At 54.3% G+C, this 16106-nt stretch carries 15 protein-coding genes; 5 read left to right on the top strand and 10 right to left on the bottom strand.

Annotation, left to right across the window (positions count from 1 at the left end; genetic code table 11):
- Positions 1-165 precede the first annotated feature (165 nt).
- From AUQ43_RS09045 to AUQ43_RS09025, 5 genes are all read right to left on the bottom strand, one after another.
- Positions 166-1929, bottom strand: a complete 1764-nt coding sequence (locus tag AUQ43_RS09045) for a methyl-accepting chemotaxis protein (protein ID WP_062956049.1) — start codon at positions 1927-1929, stop codon at positions 166-168.
- Positions 1930-2142: 213 nt separating this feature from the next.
- The gene (rlmH, locus tag AUQ43_RS09040) at positions 2143-2601 is read right to left on the bottom strand and encodes a 23S rRNA (pseudouridine(1915)-N(3))-methyltransferase RlmH (protein WP_062955920.1); all 459 of its coding nucleotides are present in this window, start codon (positions 2599-2601) and stop codon (positions 2143-2145) included.
- Between the two features lie 81 nt (positions 2602-2682).
- Positions 2683-3072: a ribosome silencing factor gene (gene rsfS, locus AUQ43_RS09035; RefSeq protein ID WP_309471155.1), complete on the bottom strand. Its 390-nt coding sequence runs from the start codon at positions 3070-3072 to the stop codon at positions 2683-2685.
- A gap of 55 nt (positions 3073-3127) precedes the next feature.
- Positions 3128-3736: a nicotinate-nucleotide adenylyltransferase gene (locus AUQ43_RS09030; RefSeq protein WP_062955919.1), complete on the bottom strand. Its 609-nt coding sequence runs from the start codon at positions 3734-3736 to the stop codon at positions 3128-3130.
- Positions 3733-5019, bottom strand: a complete 1287-nt coding sequence (locus AUQ43_RS09025) for a glutamate-5-semialdehyde dehydrogenase (RefSeq protein ID WP_062956047.1) — start codon at positions 5017-5019, stop codon at positions 3733-3735. The genes AUQ43_RS09030 and AUQ43_RS09025 overlap by 4 nt, the downstream gene beginning before the upstream one ends.
- 256 nt (positions 5020-5275) lie before the next feature.
- Here AUQ43_RS09025 and AUQ43_RS09020 point away from each other — a divergent pair, with 256 nt between their 5' ends.
- Together AUQ43_RS09020 and AUQ43_RS09015 are read left to right on the top strand one after the other, a co-directional pair.
- Positions 5276-7150 carry an ABC transporter ATP-binding protein/permease gene (locus tag AUQ43_RS09020; protein ID WP_062955918.1) on the top strand — a complete coding sequence of 625 codons (1875 nt, stop codon included), beginning with the start codon at positions 5276-5278 and terminating at the stop codon, positions 7148-7150.
- Between the two features lie 161 nt (positions 7151-7311).
- Positions 7312-8325 (top strand): YHYH protein, encoded by a 1014-nt coding sequence (locus AUQ43_RS09015; RefSeq protein ID WP_062955917.1) that lies wholly within the window; start codon positions 7312-7314, stop codon positions 8323-8325.
- On the opposite strand, the gene AUQ43_RS09010 is transcribed toward AUQ43_RS09015, so the two are convergent.
- Entirely contained in the window at positions 8326-9282 is a 957-nt protein-coding gene (locus tag AUQ43_RS09010) for an AEC family transporter (protein ID WP_062955916.1), read from the bottom strand.
- 88 nt (positions 9283-9370) lie between these two features.
- On the opposite strand from AUQ43_RS09010, the gene AUQ43_RS09005 reads away from it, so the two are divergent.
- Positions 9371-9985, top strand: coding sequence for a DUF4269 domain-containing protein (locus AUQ43_RS09005; RefSeq protein ID WP_181838557.1), 615 nt, complete (start codon positions 9371-9373; stop codon positions 9983-9985).
- Here AUQ43_RS09005 and AUQ43_RS09000 read toward each other — a convergent pair.
- From AUQ43_RS09000 to nadB, 3 genes are all read right to left on the bottom strand, one after another.
- A complete protein-coding gene (locus tag AUQ43_RS09000) occupies positions 9982-11052 on the bottom strand; it encodes a GAF domain-containing protein (RefSeq protein ID WP_062955914.1) in 1071 nt (356 codons plus the stop codon). The genes AUQ43_RS09005 and AUQ43_RS09000 overlap by 4 nt on opposite strands.
- 78 nt (positions 11053-11130) lie before the next feature.
- Positions 11131-11580 carry an MOSC domain-containing protein gene (locus AUQ43_RS08995; RefSeq protein ID WP_062955913.1) on the bottom strand — a complete coding sequence of 150 codons (450 nt, stop codon included), beginning with the start codon at positions 11578-11580 and terminating at the stop codon, positions 11131-11133.
- The gene (gene nadB / locus AUQ43_RS08990) at positions 11581-13227 is read right to left on the bottom strand and encodes an L-aspartate oxidase (protein WP_062956046.1); all 1647 of its coding nucleotides are present in this window, start codon (positions 13225-13227) and stop codon (positions 11581-11583) included.
- Between the two features lie 262 nt (positions 13228-13489).
- Here nadB and AUQ43_RS08985 point away from each other — a divergent pair, with 262 nt between their 5' ends.
- On the top strand, positions 13490-14686 hold the full coding sequence (locus AUQ43_RS08985) for a hypothetical protein (protein ID WP_147250455.1): 1197 nt from the start codon (positions 13490-13492) through the stop codon (positions 14684-14686).
- Positions 14686-15132, top strand: a complete 447-nt coding sequence (locus tag AUQ43_RS08980; protein WP_062955911.1) for a GFA family protein — start codon at positions 14686-14688, stop codon at positions 15130-15132. Before AUQ43_RS08985 ends, AUQ43_RS08980 begins: the two co-directional genes overlap by 1 nt.
- On the opposite strand, the gene AUQ43_RS08975 is transcribed toward AUQ43_RS08980, so the two are convergent.
- Positions 15123-16097: an SAM-dependent methyltransferase gene (locus AUQ43_RS08975; RefSeq protein ID WP_369813467.1), complete on the bottom strand. Its 975-nt coding sequence runs from the start codon at positions 16095-16097 to the stop codon at positions 15123-15125. The genes AUQ43_RS08980 and AUQ43_RS08975 overlap by 10 nt on opposite strands.
- Between the last annotated feature and the right edge of the window lie 9 nt (positions 16098-16106).

The following is a 16106-nucleotide window of genomic DNA, read 5'->3' as shown; positions in this document are numbered from 1 at the left end:
TTTATTTCTTCTAAGGAAACCCTATCCTCGGGTGAAAAATGTTGCAAGGCAACATGTTGTGAAAGTTGATAATAGGTCCTGTGACGCGTTGAAGTTGCAATGCTTTTCAAATGCCGCTGGACGATGCTTCTTCGCACAACGGTATTTGATATTGCGTTGCAAAATCTAACTTTCGGCAATGCCGAACTTGCGGCAATGTGCGTGATACAGGGTGGCCAGTTCATTCTCACCGATCAGGTTTCCGGCCTCGTCCTTGTAGGTAAGATGATGTTGCAACGCTTTACCTTGCCAAAGCTTTTCGATTGCGGCGCGTTCGGACGTGTTGCGGAATTCGGCAATGAATTGGTTGGCCGCTGACAAAAGGGTCCATGATGCGGGTTCGGCAGCGACGGCCGCGGTATAGTAATATGGCAGCGGCAGGATGTTGCCCGGCAGGACTTCAATCCGCCCATGCCATGGGCTTTCCGGGTTGTTTGCCGCCCAGTGGAAGATCGGCTGATCAACCGCAAAGGCATCAACCGCCCCATCGGCCAACGCATCATGCAGGCGGGTCTGGTCGCTATAGGCGATCAAATTGGAAAGCTTGGCAATGCCCCCTGGTTTGCTTTCATTATCCGCCCAGCGCAGTCCCTGTTCTTCAAGAACCTGAAATGCAACGGGATCATTGATGATGCCCAATACCTTGCCATTCAGGTCAGAAAGACGGTTGATCTCGGTGTTGCCGGCCCGGCGACAAAGCGCAAAGTTGAGATACGTGTAGGTATCGGAATATGCGACCCCTTTATAGAAGTCACTGGGGGGCAGCGCGCTCCAGACCAAATCGGCGCACGGCGCACCGGGTTTTGGTCCGACGAAAAGAAGTTCGGTCAAAAGATCCCAGGGATGTTCGACAAACTCGCACTCAACACCCAGCCATTTGGCCAAGGCCCTTGCATAATCGGCATCCAGACCGCGCAGCGGATCGTTGGCTTTGAGGCGGAAAGACAACCCCACAAAGGCCGGTTCGATGGCAATGCGTATTTTCCCGCGTGCCTTGATGTCGGCCAGGCGGTCATATGTCGGATCATCATGCAGATGATGACTTTTCAGGAACCGGCGTAGGTTTTCCTGTGCAGTGGTCGCATTCGAAAGATTTGAGCCAAGCGCGTTGGTATCTTCGTGCGCCCATTTGACTTTGCCACGTGTCCGCGCAGAGGCATCCTTGCTACCTGCAAGCAGCTCAAACACTACCTGATTGTGTTCGGAAATGTCGGATAGCCGCTCGGACATGGTAGCAAAGCGTTCCTGAAGAGTGGTCAATGACCCTTCGATTTCATTGCCAAGACTATCAAGGTCGCTGCTGATATTCGCAATATTCCCGTGAAGGGCTTTCGTGACATCGGAAAGATCAATCAGGTCAACCGCCTCGTGAGTGCGTTGCATCGTGCTTTGGGCAAGGTTGCCGACTTCCTTGGCAACAACAGCAAAGCCTTTACCGTGATCACCTGCCCGTGCAGCCTCAATCGCAGCATTCAGCGCCAAAAGCTTGATGCCTTTGCCGATATCTTCGATTGCGCTTAGAACCTTGTTGGCACCCTCCGCCTTGGTTTCAAGTTCGGCGCTGATGCGTTCCAGATCGGTGCGGATGGCCTCGGTTTTTTCAGAGACCGTGGCGCGCGTGGATTCCTGAACCTCCTGGGCAACAGATGTGCTGTTTTCAATTTCAAGCCGTGTATCATCAAGCCCGGCGCGCAGATTGCCTGATCGCACATCAATTTCGCGCATAAGGCTGTCCTGAGTTTCCCCCGCCGTGTCGGCAAATTCCAGAAGATGCTGGATGTAATCAAGTGCAGAGGAAATCCCGCGCATCAAATCTTCAATGCTGGCATTGGTTTGGGCGACTTTGTGCGCAGTCTTGCCATTCTGCGCGGCCAAAATGGTTTGTTCCATGTTCATAGCCTTACGATTGCCCAAGAGTCTTTTTTGATTTTGGGAATATTTGTTTCTTGTAGGGAATGTTAGCGGTGCTTTTGGCATGTTGCAAGGCAGCATGCGCTAGAAGCGAGAAAATATACTTATTTTCTCGGGCTTTACTTGATCAATTGTATAGGGATATTGGACGGAAGGTGGGGCAGGGTCACTACCATATACCGCACTGCGGTATTACTCGCGGTGATAGGGATGATTTGTTTGGATCGCGTGGGCGCGAAATAGCTGTTCGGCGATCAAGGCACGCACCAGCATATGTGGCCAGGTCGCCTTGCCCAGAGACCAAAGTGTGTTAGCACGTGCTTTTAAAGCTGTGCCATGCCCGTCCGCCCCGCCAATGGCAAAGGCGATATTGCCGGAATATTGATCCATCCAGCCTTCAAGCTTTTGCGAAAACTCGATCGAGCCGTATTCCTTGCCGCGCTCATCAAGCGCGATCAGAAACGCGTTTTCCGGAATGACGCCAAGCAGGAGATCCGCTTCGCGGTCTTTGAGCTGATTGGGCGGGAGTTTCTTTTTTTCTTCAACTTCGCGAAGCGCAAAAGGCCAGCGCAGTCGGCCTGCGTAATGGTCAAACAGATCTTTCTCGGGGCCGGATTTCATCCGTCCCACAACTGCAAGGGTAATTTGCATGTCTTCGATCCAGACCGTTACGCAGATATCTGTTCGGCGTCCGTTCGGGGGACCCGGGGAAGCGCCAAACAGCGCGGGCTGTTAGTACAGCCGCGCTGCCTGCTGTTTCAGAGCCGGGTTTTCAACGCCCCACATCTCTTCGATGTTGTAAAAGGCACGAACTTCCGGACGGAACAGGTGAACGATGACGTCGCCCGTATCCACCAGAACCCAGTCGCCCTGTTCCTTGCCTTCGGCCAAAGCACGGCCCTGACCAGCATCCTTGATGGCCTCGACAATGTGTTCGGCCATGGCTGCGACCCGGCGCGATGAAGAGCCGGTTGCGATAACCATGTGATCGGCAAGAGAGGTTTTATCGGTCAGATCAATGGTGACAAGGTCTTCCGCCTTGTCATCTTCAAGCGTACTCTTGATGAGCGAAAGCATTTCGCCCGGGTTAAGAGTCTGTTTTGCGGTACCTATGGTCGCCACCTTAATTTTCCGCGCGATGGTCGGCTTTTGCCGACAAATAACATCGCTGCGATGCTTACACCTGCCATCTGCCTTCGGCGCGAATTGCGGTCGAAGAAGCCGGATGGCGCTTGATTGGCAGGTACACCCAGGCCGGAACATCGAGATCGGCCAGCAAACCCGCCCTGTCCATGGGAATTCGCCAGCGTTCCATACGGCGCGCGGCGGTTCCGGACAATGCCTTGTTAGAATACCCCTCACGGTCGAGAACCGCAATGGGAGCACGTAAAATCAACCTTTCCCACCATTTCCATTTATGGAACTGGGCCAGGTTGTCTGCTCCCATCAGCCAAACGAACTTTGTTCGGGTAAAACGGCGTTGCAAGGCTGCAAGAGTATCGGCCGTATAGCGGGTTCCAAGCTCGTTTTCAATTGCAGAAACAACAATGCGGGGATGCTTTGCCATCATCAGTGCAGAATCAAACCGATCCGCGAAGTCGGCCATACCCGACGATGATTTCAACGGATTTTGCGGCGATACCAGCCACCAAACCGCATCAAGCTGCAAGCGTTTCAATGCTTCGAGCGATATATGAAGGTGACCTTCGTGGGCGGGATTGAACGACCCGCCCAACAGGCCGACCCGTGGCGGGGCCGCATGTGATCTGGGCGCAGATGACGTCATGGACGGGTCTGACCCTGACCACGGACAATGTATTTATAGCTGGTCAACTGTTCGACTCCGACCGGGCCACGCGCATGCAGCTTGCCGGTCGAAATGCCGATTTCAGCCCCCATGCCAAATTCGCCGCCGTCTGCAAACTGGGTTGATGCATTAACAATCACGATCCCGGAATCCACACCATTCAGGAACGTGGCCGTGGCGGTGGCGTTTTCGGCAACGATTGCATCAGTATGGTGTGATCCGAACGTGTTGATGTGATCAACGGCTTCTTCGACACCCGATACAACCTTGATCGAGACAATCGCATCAAGATATTCGGTGACCCAGTCATCGGCGGTGGCCGGTTTGATGCGCCCGTCAATCGCCTGCGCGGTTTCATCACCACGCAGCTCACACCCCTTGGCGACAAGTGCTTCAGCAATGCGGGGCAATAGACGACCCGCAACCGAACTGTCGATCAGAACCGTTTCGGTCGCACCACAGATGCCAACCCGGCGCATCTTGGCATTGACGACAATATCCACGGCTTTTTGCGGATCGGCACTGGCATGGACATAGGTGTGGCAGAGCCCTTCAAGGTGCTTGAAAAGCGGAATACGGCTTTCATCGGTGATGCGCGAAATCAGTGACTTGCCACCGCGCGGGACAATGACATCAATGTAATCTGACAGTTTCAGCATCTCGCCAACGGCGGCACGGTCGGTCACCGGGATCATCTGAATGGCATTCTCAGGCAGGCCCGCTTCACGGATGCCCGCGACCATGCAATCAAAAATCGCACGCGATGAATGGAAGCTTTCCGATCCACCGCGCAGGATGGCAGCATTGCCCGACTTGATGCACATGGCACCGGCATCTGCCGTCACATTCGGGCGGCTTTCATAGATGATGCCAATCACGCCAAGCGGCACGGACACACGTGCGATATCAAGTCCGTTGTGCTCCGGGCTCCAGCGCGCCAGTTCACGTCCGATGGGGTCGGGCAATTCACCAACGGCTTCGACACCCTTGGCAATCCCTTCGATGCGGTCTGCATCCAGTGCCAGACGATCAAGCAAGGCTGCAGTCAGGCCCTTGGCACGACCGGCTTCCATGTCCTTGGCGTTGGCGCTCAGGATAGCATCGGAATTTTCACGCAGCTTGGCAGCCGCGGCCTTGAGAGCGGCTTCTTTTGGTTCGGCCGGGACCTGTGCGAGTTCGAGTGCTGCTTTGCGGGCTTTGATTCCCATATCGCGCATCAATGCTGCGATATCCTGGCTTTCGATACTGGCAAGCGCCGTCATGGTCCTGGTTCCGTTCATGAAGGTAGAAAATGGGTTGGTCATCAGGCGCCAAACCCGGTGTTTCTGAGATTTTATCAACAAATTGGCAAAATAGACATCAAACCGGCTATCTGCAATGACCTTCATGGATAAACGACCCAGGATGCTTGCCAAATTGGCCTGATCGGTCCATCTGTTGATGACAGAATGAAAAGATATGCCGTGCACATCCTGAAATGCTGTTCGGTACCTGTTTGGGGATAAGAAATTGAAAAGCATGGGTTCCGACCAGCCAACTGCACGCGCAGAGTTTGGCGTCGTCAAGACATTCCTGCCGTATTTGTGGCCGCGCGGCGAGCTTGAGCTCAAGGCGCGCGTTGTGTTGGCATTGCTGTTCCTGGTCGGTGCCAAGGTCGCCAATGTTTATATCCCGGTACTGTATAAATACGCGGTCGATGCGCTTGGCGGTGGTGACAAGGCCGGTGATGCGGCAGCAAACGCGACCCAATCTGGATCGCCAGATACCACAGCCCTGATTGTTGTGCCGGTGGCATTGATCGTCGGCTATGGCCTTGTGCGTATTCTTGTCTCGGCCTTTGGTGAAATGCGCGATGCGGTCTTTGCCAAGGTGGCCCAACGTGCCATTCGCAGATCCGCGCTCAGCGTTTTTGAACATCTGCATGGTTTGTCGCTGCGTTTCCATCTGGATCGTCAGATGGGCGGGTTGTCGCGTGCGATTGAACGCGGGGTGAAGGGCATTGAATTTCTTTTGTCCTTCATGCTGTTCAACATCCTGCCGACCTTGCTCGAGATCTTCATGGTCTCCATCATCTTGTGGGCGCTTTATGACGTCTGGTTTGCACTGATCACCTTTACCACCATTGTGATCTATATCGTCTTCACACTGGTGGTGACGGAATGGCGCATGAAGTTCCGTCGCGAAATGAACAAGCGCGATGATGAAGCCAACACCAAGGCCATCGATAGCCTGATCAATTACGAAACAGTCAAATACTTCAATAACGAAGCCCATGAATCGACCCGCTATGACAAGGCATTGCGTGGGTATGAAGTTGCCGCGGTTCAGTCGCAAGTCTCGCTGTCTAAACTTAACGTCGGGCAAGGCGCGATCATTGCGCTGGGCTTGGTTCTGAACATGCTGCTGGCTGCGCAGGGCGTGAAGGACGGTACGATGACGGTGGGTGATTTCGTTCTGGTGAACACCTATCTGCTTCAACTTTACATGCCGCTGAACTTCCTTGGGTTTGTCTATCGCCAGATCAAACAGTCCCTGACAGATATGGAGCGGATGTTCTCGCTTCTCGATGTCGAAAAGGAAGTCGAAGACAAGGCGGATGCCAAAAGCCTCGCCTGTGATGCAGCAACCGTCCGGTTTGAGGATGTGCATTTCTCCTACAACCCGGATCGCAAGATTCTTAAGGGTGTAAGTTTTGAGGTTCCGGCTGGCAAAACCGTTGCCGTTGTCGGGCCAAGCGGTGCAGGCAAGTCGACCCTGACCCGTCTGATGTTCCGCTTTTATGATGTGTCGGGCGGCAAAATCACGATTGATGATCAGGACATCCGCGAGGTTACGCAAAACTCGCTCAGACGTGAAATCGGCATCGTGCCGCAGGATACCGTCCTGTTTAACGATACCATTGCCTATAACATTTCCTATGGTCGACCGGGTGCGGCGCACGATGAGATCGAAAATGTCGCCAAGCTTGCCAGCATCGACGGATTTATCGCAGGCCTTCCCGAAGGCTTCAAAACCATGGTTGGTGAACGTGGCCTGAAGCTGTCGGGTGGGGAAAAGCAGCGCGTATCGATCGCGCGTATGCTTCTCAAACGTCCGAAAATCATGATCTTTGACGAGGCAACATCAGCGCTTGATACCCGGACTGAAAAGGATATCCAGCAAGCACTTCGCGATGTGTCACGCGGGCACACGACCCTGATCATTGCGCACCGTTTGTCGACCGTGATTGATGCTGATGAAATCATCGTGTTGCGTGACGGGCAGGTGGCAGAACGCGGCCGCCATCAGGAATTGCTCGATCGTGATGGCCTTTATGCCGAGATGTGGGCACAGCAACAGGAAATCCGCGAAGCCGAGGAAATTCTGGCCCATGCTGGCGAAATTCCGACCTGACAGAACCGCGTGGGAAATTTGGACTGGAACCCTGCGCGGCGTCGCTAAATAATAGGGGTGTTATCGCAACTGGTTTTGGGGGGCGTCCAGTGCCGAAATTAACACGAACTGATCTGCATGCGCTTAGGGGGGCGTCGTCAGAACACCATCATCATCACCATATGCCAGCGGATGAAGGTTGTTATGCCGGGGATGCGCGTGAAGAAGTTGATCGCATGCGTCGCAATGTTCTGGTGGGAATGGGGATGTTGCCGCTTGCTGGCATGGTCCTCAATCCGACGAAGCAGGCCTGGGCGCTTTCAAATCAAGTCAGCATGCGCGAAGACGGTCGCTATCGTTACATACGGTCCAACGCAATCCCGGATCATGTGACCGGCAGTTTCCCCAACCGCAAGAACCCCAATTCCATCAAAGCCCAATCGCTTGAGTTCAGGTTGCCACTAAACCCGACCAAAGGCGGGCGGTTTTCATCGATTGATCACATGTCGTTTGGTGTGGCGGTAAACGGCGTGCCATTTGATCCCTTCACGGCCGAATTCTGGCAACGTGATCGTCAGTCCGGATGGCGCTATGAGGCGATCTCGCCGACAGTGGATCTTGGTCTTGACCAGAACAATGCCCATGTCCAGCCAGACGGAACCTATCACTATCACGGCCTGCCCACGGGATTGATCAAAAGCTGGTCGCCGGACCAGCATTCAATTCGCATTGGGTTTGCTGCGGACGGGTTTCCAATTTATGCGATGTTTGGCTATTCCGACCCCAATAATCCTGCTTCACCCGTGGTGGCAGTGCGCAGTTCATGGCGGGTAAAGGCTGGAACACGACCGAGCGGACCGGGTGGCACATATGATGGCACTTTTGGCGAGGATTTCGAATTCGTTCCGGGGCTTGGCGATCTGGACGAAGCCAACGGCCGTGAAACGGTGACGCCGGAATATCCCCGGGGCACCTACGCATACTTTGTCACGGAAAGCTTCCCGTTCGTTCCCCGCATGCTGGCAGGAATGCCTGATCGCAGTTTTGCAAAGGGGCCGGGCGGCATGGGACCCGGCGGTCAGGCAGGCGGACCTGGCAGTGGCCCCGGTGGCGCCCCTGATCAGGGGCGACGCCCACCACCACCGGGCGGCGGTTTTCCGGGGCAACGGCCGAAATTCGGACAGCCGCCGCGATAATCAGGGCAATGGTCCGAATACTGCCGTGCTATCAAGTAACCATAGTGCTGTGCTTATGGTGATAAAGGATAGAGATGTCGCTGCCATCAGGGATGCTGCCCCCATGCCCTCGTGCCCGTAACGCTGACCATAGATCGGGTAGACGCTCAACATCGGGGCACAGGCAAAGCCGACCGCAGCTACCTTCATCAACGGGTCCAGGTCGGGAACAAGTCCGAGCAAAAGGAAAATGATTAACGGGTGCAGCACGAGTTTGCCAAACACGATGCGTGCCATGTCGAAACGCAAACCGCGCAGTTTGAGCCCAACAAGCCCGCCACCGATGACAAACAGTGCAACCGGGCCCGAAGCCGAGGCCAGCATATCGATCACCGAAAAGATCGGGCCGGGTAATGTGATCCCGGAAATCGAAATGCTCATCCCGATCACGATGGCGATAATGATTGGATTGCGTGCAAGCCGGGCAAGGGTCTTGCGCAGAATTTGCCAACGGCTAGTGCCCTCTGCCTCGGCACTATCACCCAGGATCAGAGCAAGTGGCGTGATGACCAGATTTTCGATGATGAAGCACAATGCCAGCGCAATACCCGCCGTAGGACCAAGCAGCTGCAGAACAATCGGATAGCCGATAAAACCACTGTTGGACACAGACATCCCCATGCCTTGTAGTGCGGCATTCTGTTGGCTTTTCCTGGCGACCAGCCGGGCAAAGAAATAGCCCAGTGCGAATACGATCAGCGACCCGCTGCCATATGCCACCAGATAGTTGGTGTTGAACACCTTATTGATATCATGGGCAATTACCGTGCGGATCAAAAGGCATGGCAGAGCAAAATTAATAACGAACGCCCCCATGCCACGCACAACTGTTTGAGGCACAATGTTGCGAAGAACCGCGATATAGCCGATGGCAATGATTAGAAAAATCGGTGTTGTTATGGCAAGAATATCAAGCATTTGTGCCAGCGGCTTTCGTTAGGAGTGGGCTTGGATATCAGCTATCCCGGTAAAACTGTGCAGGTCAAGAAACGGAATGACTTTCAGAATGAACCAAACGGTAATGGATTGGCCTGAAGGGTTGGATACCCAAAGCTTTTCGGGGATTGGTCGGCTTGCGACTGCATCGCTGCAGGGCGCGCAGGCAGCGGATATTCTTGATCGTTTCCAGATTCTGGAATGCCTTGTGGATTACGGTCCGGAAGTTGTCGGTACCCTGCCTTTGGGGATAGATATAGCAACATCTGACATCGACATATTGTGCAATGTATCCGGACTGGATGCTTTTGGCTTGTTTGCTGATCACGCCTTTGGTGATTTCGCGGGCTATACCCGGCACAGGCGTGATGCGACCGACCATGTCGACGCGGCCGTTGTCGTGCGGTTTGAATGCGACGGACTGCCAATTGAAATCTTTGCAACGGATCGTCCGGCCCGCAAACAATACGGCTTCGTCCACATGTTGGTAGAGGCGCGCATTCTTCACGTCATGGGGGATGGCTTTGCCCGTAAAATACAGGACTTGAAGCAGACAGGCATTAAGACCGAGCCAGCCTTTGCCAGCCTTTTACGGCTCGATGGGGATCCCTATCTCGCATTGACAAAACTCGCTGACCTGTCGCCAAGCGAGCTCTGCGGGCGGCTTGGAGTATCGGGTATCTAATTTGCCTCTTCAGGCACAGGTAACGCGCGATAAACGACGTTTTCAATTTCCATTGAACGTGCTTCGAGAAGTGCGTTGCCTGCAAGGTCAAGGATTTCACCAGCTGTGTGGTGGAACTTGGTTTCCGGTTCCGCCCAAGTGGCACCGACACTCACGGTGATCCTGACCGGATCGCCTTCGGCATCGGTGAAACGGCATTGTTCGCGCACGGTGTCACACAGTTTGAAACCCAGAAAACTTGTTTGTTCTTCACGCGCGCCGGGCATCAGGCAGGCAAAGCCATATTTATCAACACGCCCGACAACATCACGGTCGCGGAGCGATGACGTCACGGCAGAAGCAATTGCTTGCACCACGCGCTCCAGGGTTTCCGCTCCGTACGTTTTGGCAAGGTTTTCATGCTCATCAATCTCAAAGCGAAAGATGGCAATCGGTGTGTTTTTGAGACGCGCATTGATCAGCTCGCGATGCAGGAATTCCGTCATGCCTGCCGCATTCCAGGAGCGCGTTTGGGGATCGGTCAGCAGTTCTTGTTTGGCCGGATCAAGGTCATCAAAGACCTGTTGTGGGGTTCTTGCACCATAACGCAATGCGATGATGGTTTCCGCCCACAACCCGAGATCCTCCAGAATCTGAATGTCTTCATCGCTAAACTGGCGGCTGGTGGTGTCGACCACACACAAGGTTCCGATCTTGAAGCCGTCCGGGTTTGTCAGGGGTACACCGGCATATGACCGAACAAACGGCGCGCCGGTGACCAGCGGATTGTCACGGAACCGGTCATCGGATATCGCATCTTCTACGACGAATGTGCGATCATCATGAATCACATGACCACAAAATGAAACGTCGCGCGGTGTTTCAGAAGTCGGCTGGTTGATGTTGGATTTAAAAAACTGGCGGTCGTTATCAAGCAGCGATATTGCCACGATTTCAGAGCCGAATATCCGTTGGGCAACACGCGTGATGCGGTCAAGTTCCGGATCGGCAACACTGGTCAGAATGCCCATGCTTTCAAGAGACTTCTGACGGTCCAGTTCGTTATCGGGCAGTTCCGCCTTGTGCATCCAGTAATCCCCCAATTAGGTGCTCTTGATATCCGGAATTCTAGATGGTTCAAAAATCTGATCAAGTTGACCTTTGAACTAGATAATCTGGTTGACCGGATCTCCGATCGATAGTGTTCCGGCTCCGACCACGCGGCAGGTTACGCCGCCACGCCAGTTTGGTGTAAGCGCGTCTTTCAGGCCCATGGCGACTTCGTCCATTCGATCACACGGGTCGGTTTCTCCGGTGATCTCGAATATCACACCACCGATTGAAAGTTTGCTGCCTTTGATCCGCGGTAACACGATGCCGCAGACATACAAGTTTGCGCGGCGCTCGGTCCATGGGATATCGCCTTGATCAATTTCGCGACATGCCGCCTGCCAGTCTTCCTTGGCCAGAATGGTGACCTGACGACGGCGCAACTTGCCGCGATAATCACCATTCACGCCAAGCTCTTTTGTGACCTCAACGCGGTCAAGGCTTTCCATGGGGGCTCGCGACCGTGTCTTGCGTGCGATGCCAATAAGTTCCGCTTTGGTATTCATTCAAGTTTTCCACTGACCGGAAATCACCCAGCGACCCGCAAAGTTTTCCGGGACCAGTATGGTCTGGCGCGGGGTGCCGCTTTCATCAAGTTCAGGATAGTCGATCGTGTAATGCAAACCCCGGCTTTCGCGACGCCACAGGGCGGACTGAATGATCAGTTTGGCTACCACCGAAAGGTTACGCAGTTCCAGAAGGTCATTGGTGACGCGGAAGTTGCCGTAATATTCGTCAATTTCTGACAACAGCAGGTCCACGCGGTGCTGGGCGCGTTGCATGCGTTTGGTTGTGCGCACAATACCGACAAAGTCCCACATCACGTTGCGCAGCTGTTCCCAGTTATGGGCAACAATGACTTCTTCGTCTGAATCGGTAATGCCGGTTTCATCCCAGTCCGGGATCGGTTTGAAAAGATCTTCGACCGGAAGGGCTTCGATAATGTCCTTTGCCGCGGCCTCACCAAATACAAGGCATTCCAGAAGCGAGTTCGACGCAAGTCGATTGGCCCCGTGCAAGCCCGTGCCAGCACATTCGCCAATTGCGTAAAGGCCGGTCAGATCGGTACGCCCGCGCAAATCGGTAAGAACCCCGCCACAGGTATAATGGGCGGCTGGAACAACCGGGATCGGTTGTTTGGTCATATCGATGCCGTAGCTCAGGCAGTTCTCGTAGATGGTCGGGAAGTGCTCCTTGATGAAATCAGCCCCCTTGTGGGTGATATCAAGGTAAACGCAATCCGCACCAAGACGTTTGAGCTCATGGTCAATCGCGCGTGCGACAATATCGCGCGGGGCCAGTTCACCACGTTCGTCGAACTGGTCCATGAAACGTGTGCCATCGGGTAGCAAAAGTTTGCCGCCCTCACCACGTACAGCTTCGGAAATCAGGAAGGATTTGGCCTGTGGATGATAAAGGCAAGTCGGGTGGAACTGGCTGAATTCCATATTCATCACACGACAACCCGCACGCCAGGCCATCGCAATACCATCCCCGGTCGAGCCGTCCGGGTTGGATGTGAATCGGTACACCTTGCTTGCCCCGCCTGTGGCAAGGATCACGGTGCGCGCGTTAAATGATTTGACCTGCCCGGTGCCAAGATCAAGCGCATAAGCCCCGATACAACGCCTGCCTTCACCGCCGAACTTGCGGTCGGTCACCAGATCAATCGCCAGATAGTTTTCAAAGATATCAATGTTTGGGTGACTGACGGCTTGGCTTTGCAGTGTGGTCTGGACCGCGCGCCCGGTGGCATCTGCGGCATGGACGATGCGCCGATGGCTGTGGCCGCCTTCGCGGGTCAGATGAAATGGCTGATTGTTGTCGCCATTAGGATCGCGGGTCAGTTGAATGCCAAGTTCGTCCAGCCATGCAATTGCCTTTGGCGCGTTGGTGGCGACGAATTCGACGGTTTCACGTTTGCACAGGTCCGCACCGGCGACCAGTGTGTCACGGACATGGTTTTCAACACTGTCAGCGGCATCAAGAACAGCGGCAATGCCACCTTGTGCCCAATTGGTCGAGCCATCATCAATCTTTCCCTTGGAAAGAACGGCGACCTTCACATGTGGGGCAAGTTTAAGCGCAGTGGACAAACCGGCAGCACCACTGCCGATGATAAGCACGTCATACTGGAAAGAATTCTCGGACATTTTTCCCATCACTTTCGGGCGGTGCCTGATGGCAGAAACTGGCGCGGTGGCGTCAATATCAGGCTCCGAACAGAGGCGCAGAATAGGGCTGCTTTTGCGCAATCTCAAACATAATCGCCATCAATCGCTACGAATACCCACCAAGGGGTGAATACCTTTGGTTGTATGAATATCTTGCGAACTAATCCGGGATCGGATGAAATGGGGGTTTGTATGGCAGCTTGTCTTGACACCCGCCATCAGCTTATCGGGGGATGCTGTTGTGGTCGATAAACTCCGCCTGCGCCTGATTGATTTCTTGCCCTTGTTGCTTGGGCTGCTTGGTTTTGCCATTGGGACGACACTGCTTGGCCGGTTTGGGTTGCATGAACTTGCACTGGTGGCGGACCCAAAGGCGGAAATCATTGAGCATCTTGGCGAAATGCCAACCGCCACACAGGTCACTGCGCGATATGCCATGGCGGCGGCCTTTTTGACATTTCTGATCGCGGGTCTCGTGGTGGTCATTCAGGCGTTGCGTCAGATTGCATTTTGCCTGAAAGACAGAATGCATTTTACCCTGGTGCCACCGGGCTGGGTATTGCGCGTGCCGGGAAGTGTTCTGTTGCGTAAGTGGCTTGGATGGTTGTCGGCAAAACTCACTGCCCATACGCTTGTTCTTGTGACCTCCATCATCTTGCTTCTCGGTCTGGTGGGGTATCTCGAACCACAGGTCTATCAGGGGCGCTTGTTACCCTGCGCGGTGCTAGAAGATGGTGCGTGTGTTGCAACAACCGATGACCAGCAGACAGAAATGGTTCGGAAGTTCGCGCCAGCCGTGTTTGCCAACACCCTGGGGCGTTGCAATGAAACGGGTTGCCTGACGGAAAGTGACGCGCCTGGCGGAGATGAGGAGTATTTCCTGTGGGATTTGCGCAAGAGCATTGTGATTGGCAACGTGCTTGCGGCTGTTGCGGCATTTTTGATGGCCGTTGCGGCATCCTGTCTTGTCATCCGGGCGTTTGACGTCGCATCGGATGATCCGGATGCCCGTGTTGTCTTTGCCCGGTTGGGAGCCCGTTGGAAAAATCTTTTGTACTTTACGTCGCTGTTTCTCGTTACCAGCGTTCTGCACATGAACTATTGGCGCAGTTGGCCTGCGGCTTATCTGCCAGACGATGCCAAGTTGACAATGGCATTCGAAGCCGCAGTAAAAGGTACGGTCCTTTATGAAGGTATCCTCTATTCGATTATCCTGTTTTTGACTTTTGTGACGGCAGCGACGCTGATGGGGGATGCCTATGAAAAGGCGGGGCTGGAGCCGGAAGTCGACAAAGGTGCCAAGGGCGTCATGGCATTGCCTGATTTCAAGAACATGCTCAATGTCGGCGAGTTGGCAAAGACCATGCTGGCGATCATTGCACCCGCTGCCAGTGCCGCCGCCCCGATTATCGAGCAGCTTTTGACAGGAGCACCATAATGACAGCCCCCAGTTCGAAGTCAGGCAAGCATCAAGGTGGGTGTCATTGCGGTAAGGTACGCTTTGAAACCCGCGGGCAGCTAGATAATCCGGTAATGTGTCACTGCAATTTGTGCCGAAAATTGCACGGACATGTCAGTGCTTATGCCCGGTTTAATCGCAAGGATTTGCACCTGATCGAGGAAGACGGTTTGCGGTGGTATCGAATGTCGGGCAAGACGGATCGCGGCTTTTGCAAGCTGTGCGGAACGGGCATTTTCTGGCGGCCAGTCCGGTCGCGCAGTATGGCGGTGATGCCCAGCACCCTTGACGATACCAGTCAACTTACGATGTCAGGCCAGATTTTTTGTGCCGATAAGGGGAACTATTATCCGCTTGATCCGGCAATTCCCCAACATGATCAATCAGACAATGCCGATAACGCTGCTGTTGCCGATCAATCCTGATCGGTAACGCCGGGCACCTTCATCCAGGTCAGTTCGTGCTTGTTGTTATACAGATGCACGACCTTTGACCCCGGAATATCGGCAAACTGGGTGATGGCGGAATAGTCCGTATCGCCCTGAAGCTTGATGGTGCAGATGAAATTGGTCGCCATCCCGGCATCCATCCACTGATTGACCAGTTGGTATAGCCGATCCGGATAACAAATCACGTCCGAGCACAGCCAGTCGATATAGCCAACTTCGTCCGGGTTCAGGCCAAAGGCACTTTCCTGGCGGAAATCAACGCGGGGCAGATTGGCGATCTTGCTATCAAGGCGGGCCTTGTCGATGGAAATGACATCGGTGCCAAATTCATGCAAGACCCAGGTCCATCCGCCGGGACTGCCGCCAAGATCCATGGTGCGATCACCGGCCTGCGGGTAGGCGCCCAGACGGGTGAAGGCTTCCCACAATTTAAGGTACGCACGGTTGGGCGGGGTGACCTTGTCCTCTTCAAATTCGATTTCGCCGTTCTTCCATGGGCTGGAACAATCGGCCGCCGCGATGATGGTATCGGGATCAATCAGTGTCCATGATCCAAGCGGTGCGGTAGGGGCTGGTTCGCCAAACACCTGACGCTTGGCTGAGACGTGGGGCAGGTGGCTTTCAATCAGCTTGGCACGGGAAAAGTGGTCAAACTTGAACAGCGCCCAGTTACGTTGATTGAATTTCAGGATTTTGGCCGCCCCCTTGATCGACGGGATGGCAATGCGCACAGGGTTGCGCCAGACATTCTGTGCCCAGAAAACGCGCCGTTCCGGGCCGGGAGCAAACATCAACCGGTCATGGCGTTCAATCACGTCGCCAAGCTCTGCTTCCAGCTGATCCTCAAAGCCCACAGGGGCGAGATAGCCGGTGGCATCCATTGGTTCGATGACAGCATCAATGCCGTCCGGGGTGTCGAATGTCTGTGTGTTTTCCATCATGGGCCTGCT

The organism is Thalassospira sp. MCCC 1A01148, from assembly GCF_001613795.1.
In the GTDB taxonomy this organism is placed as follows: Bacteria; Pseudomonadota; Alphaproteobacteria; order Rhodospirillales; family Thalassospiraceae; genus Thalassospira.
Note: the sequence above shows the minus strand (reverse complement) of the source record. Positions and strands in the feature narration are given on the sequence as shown.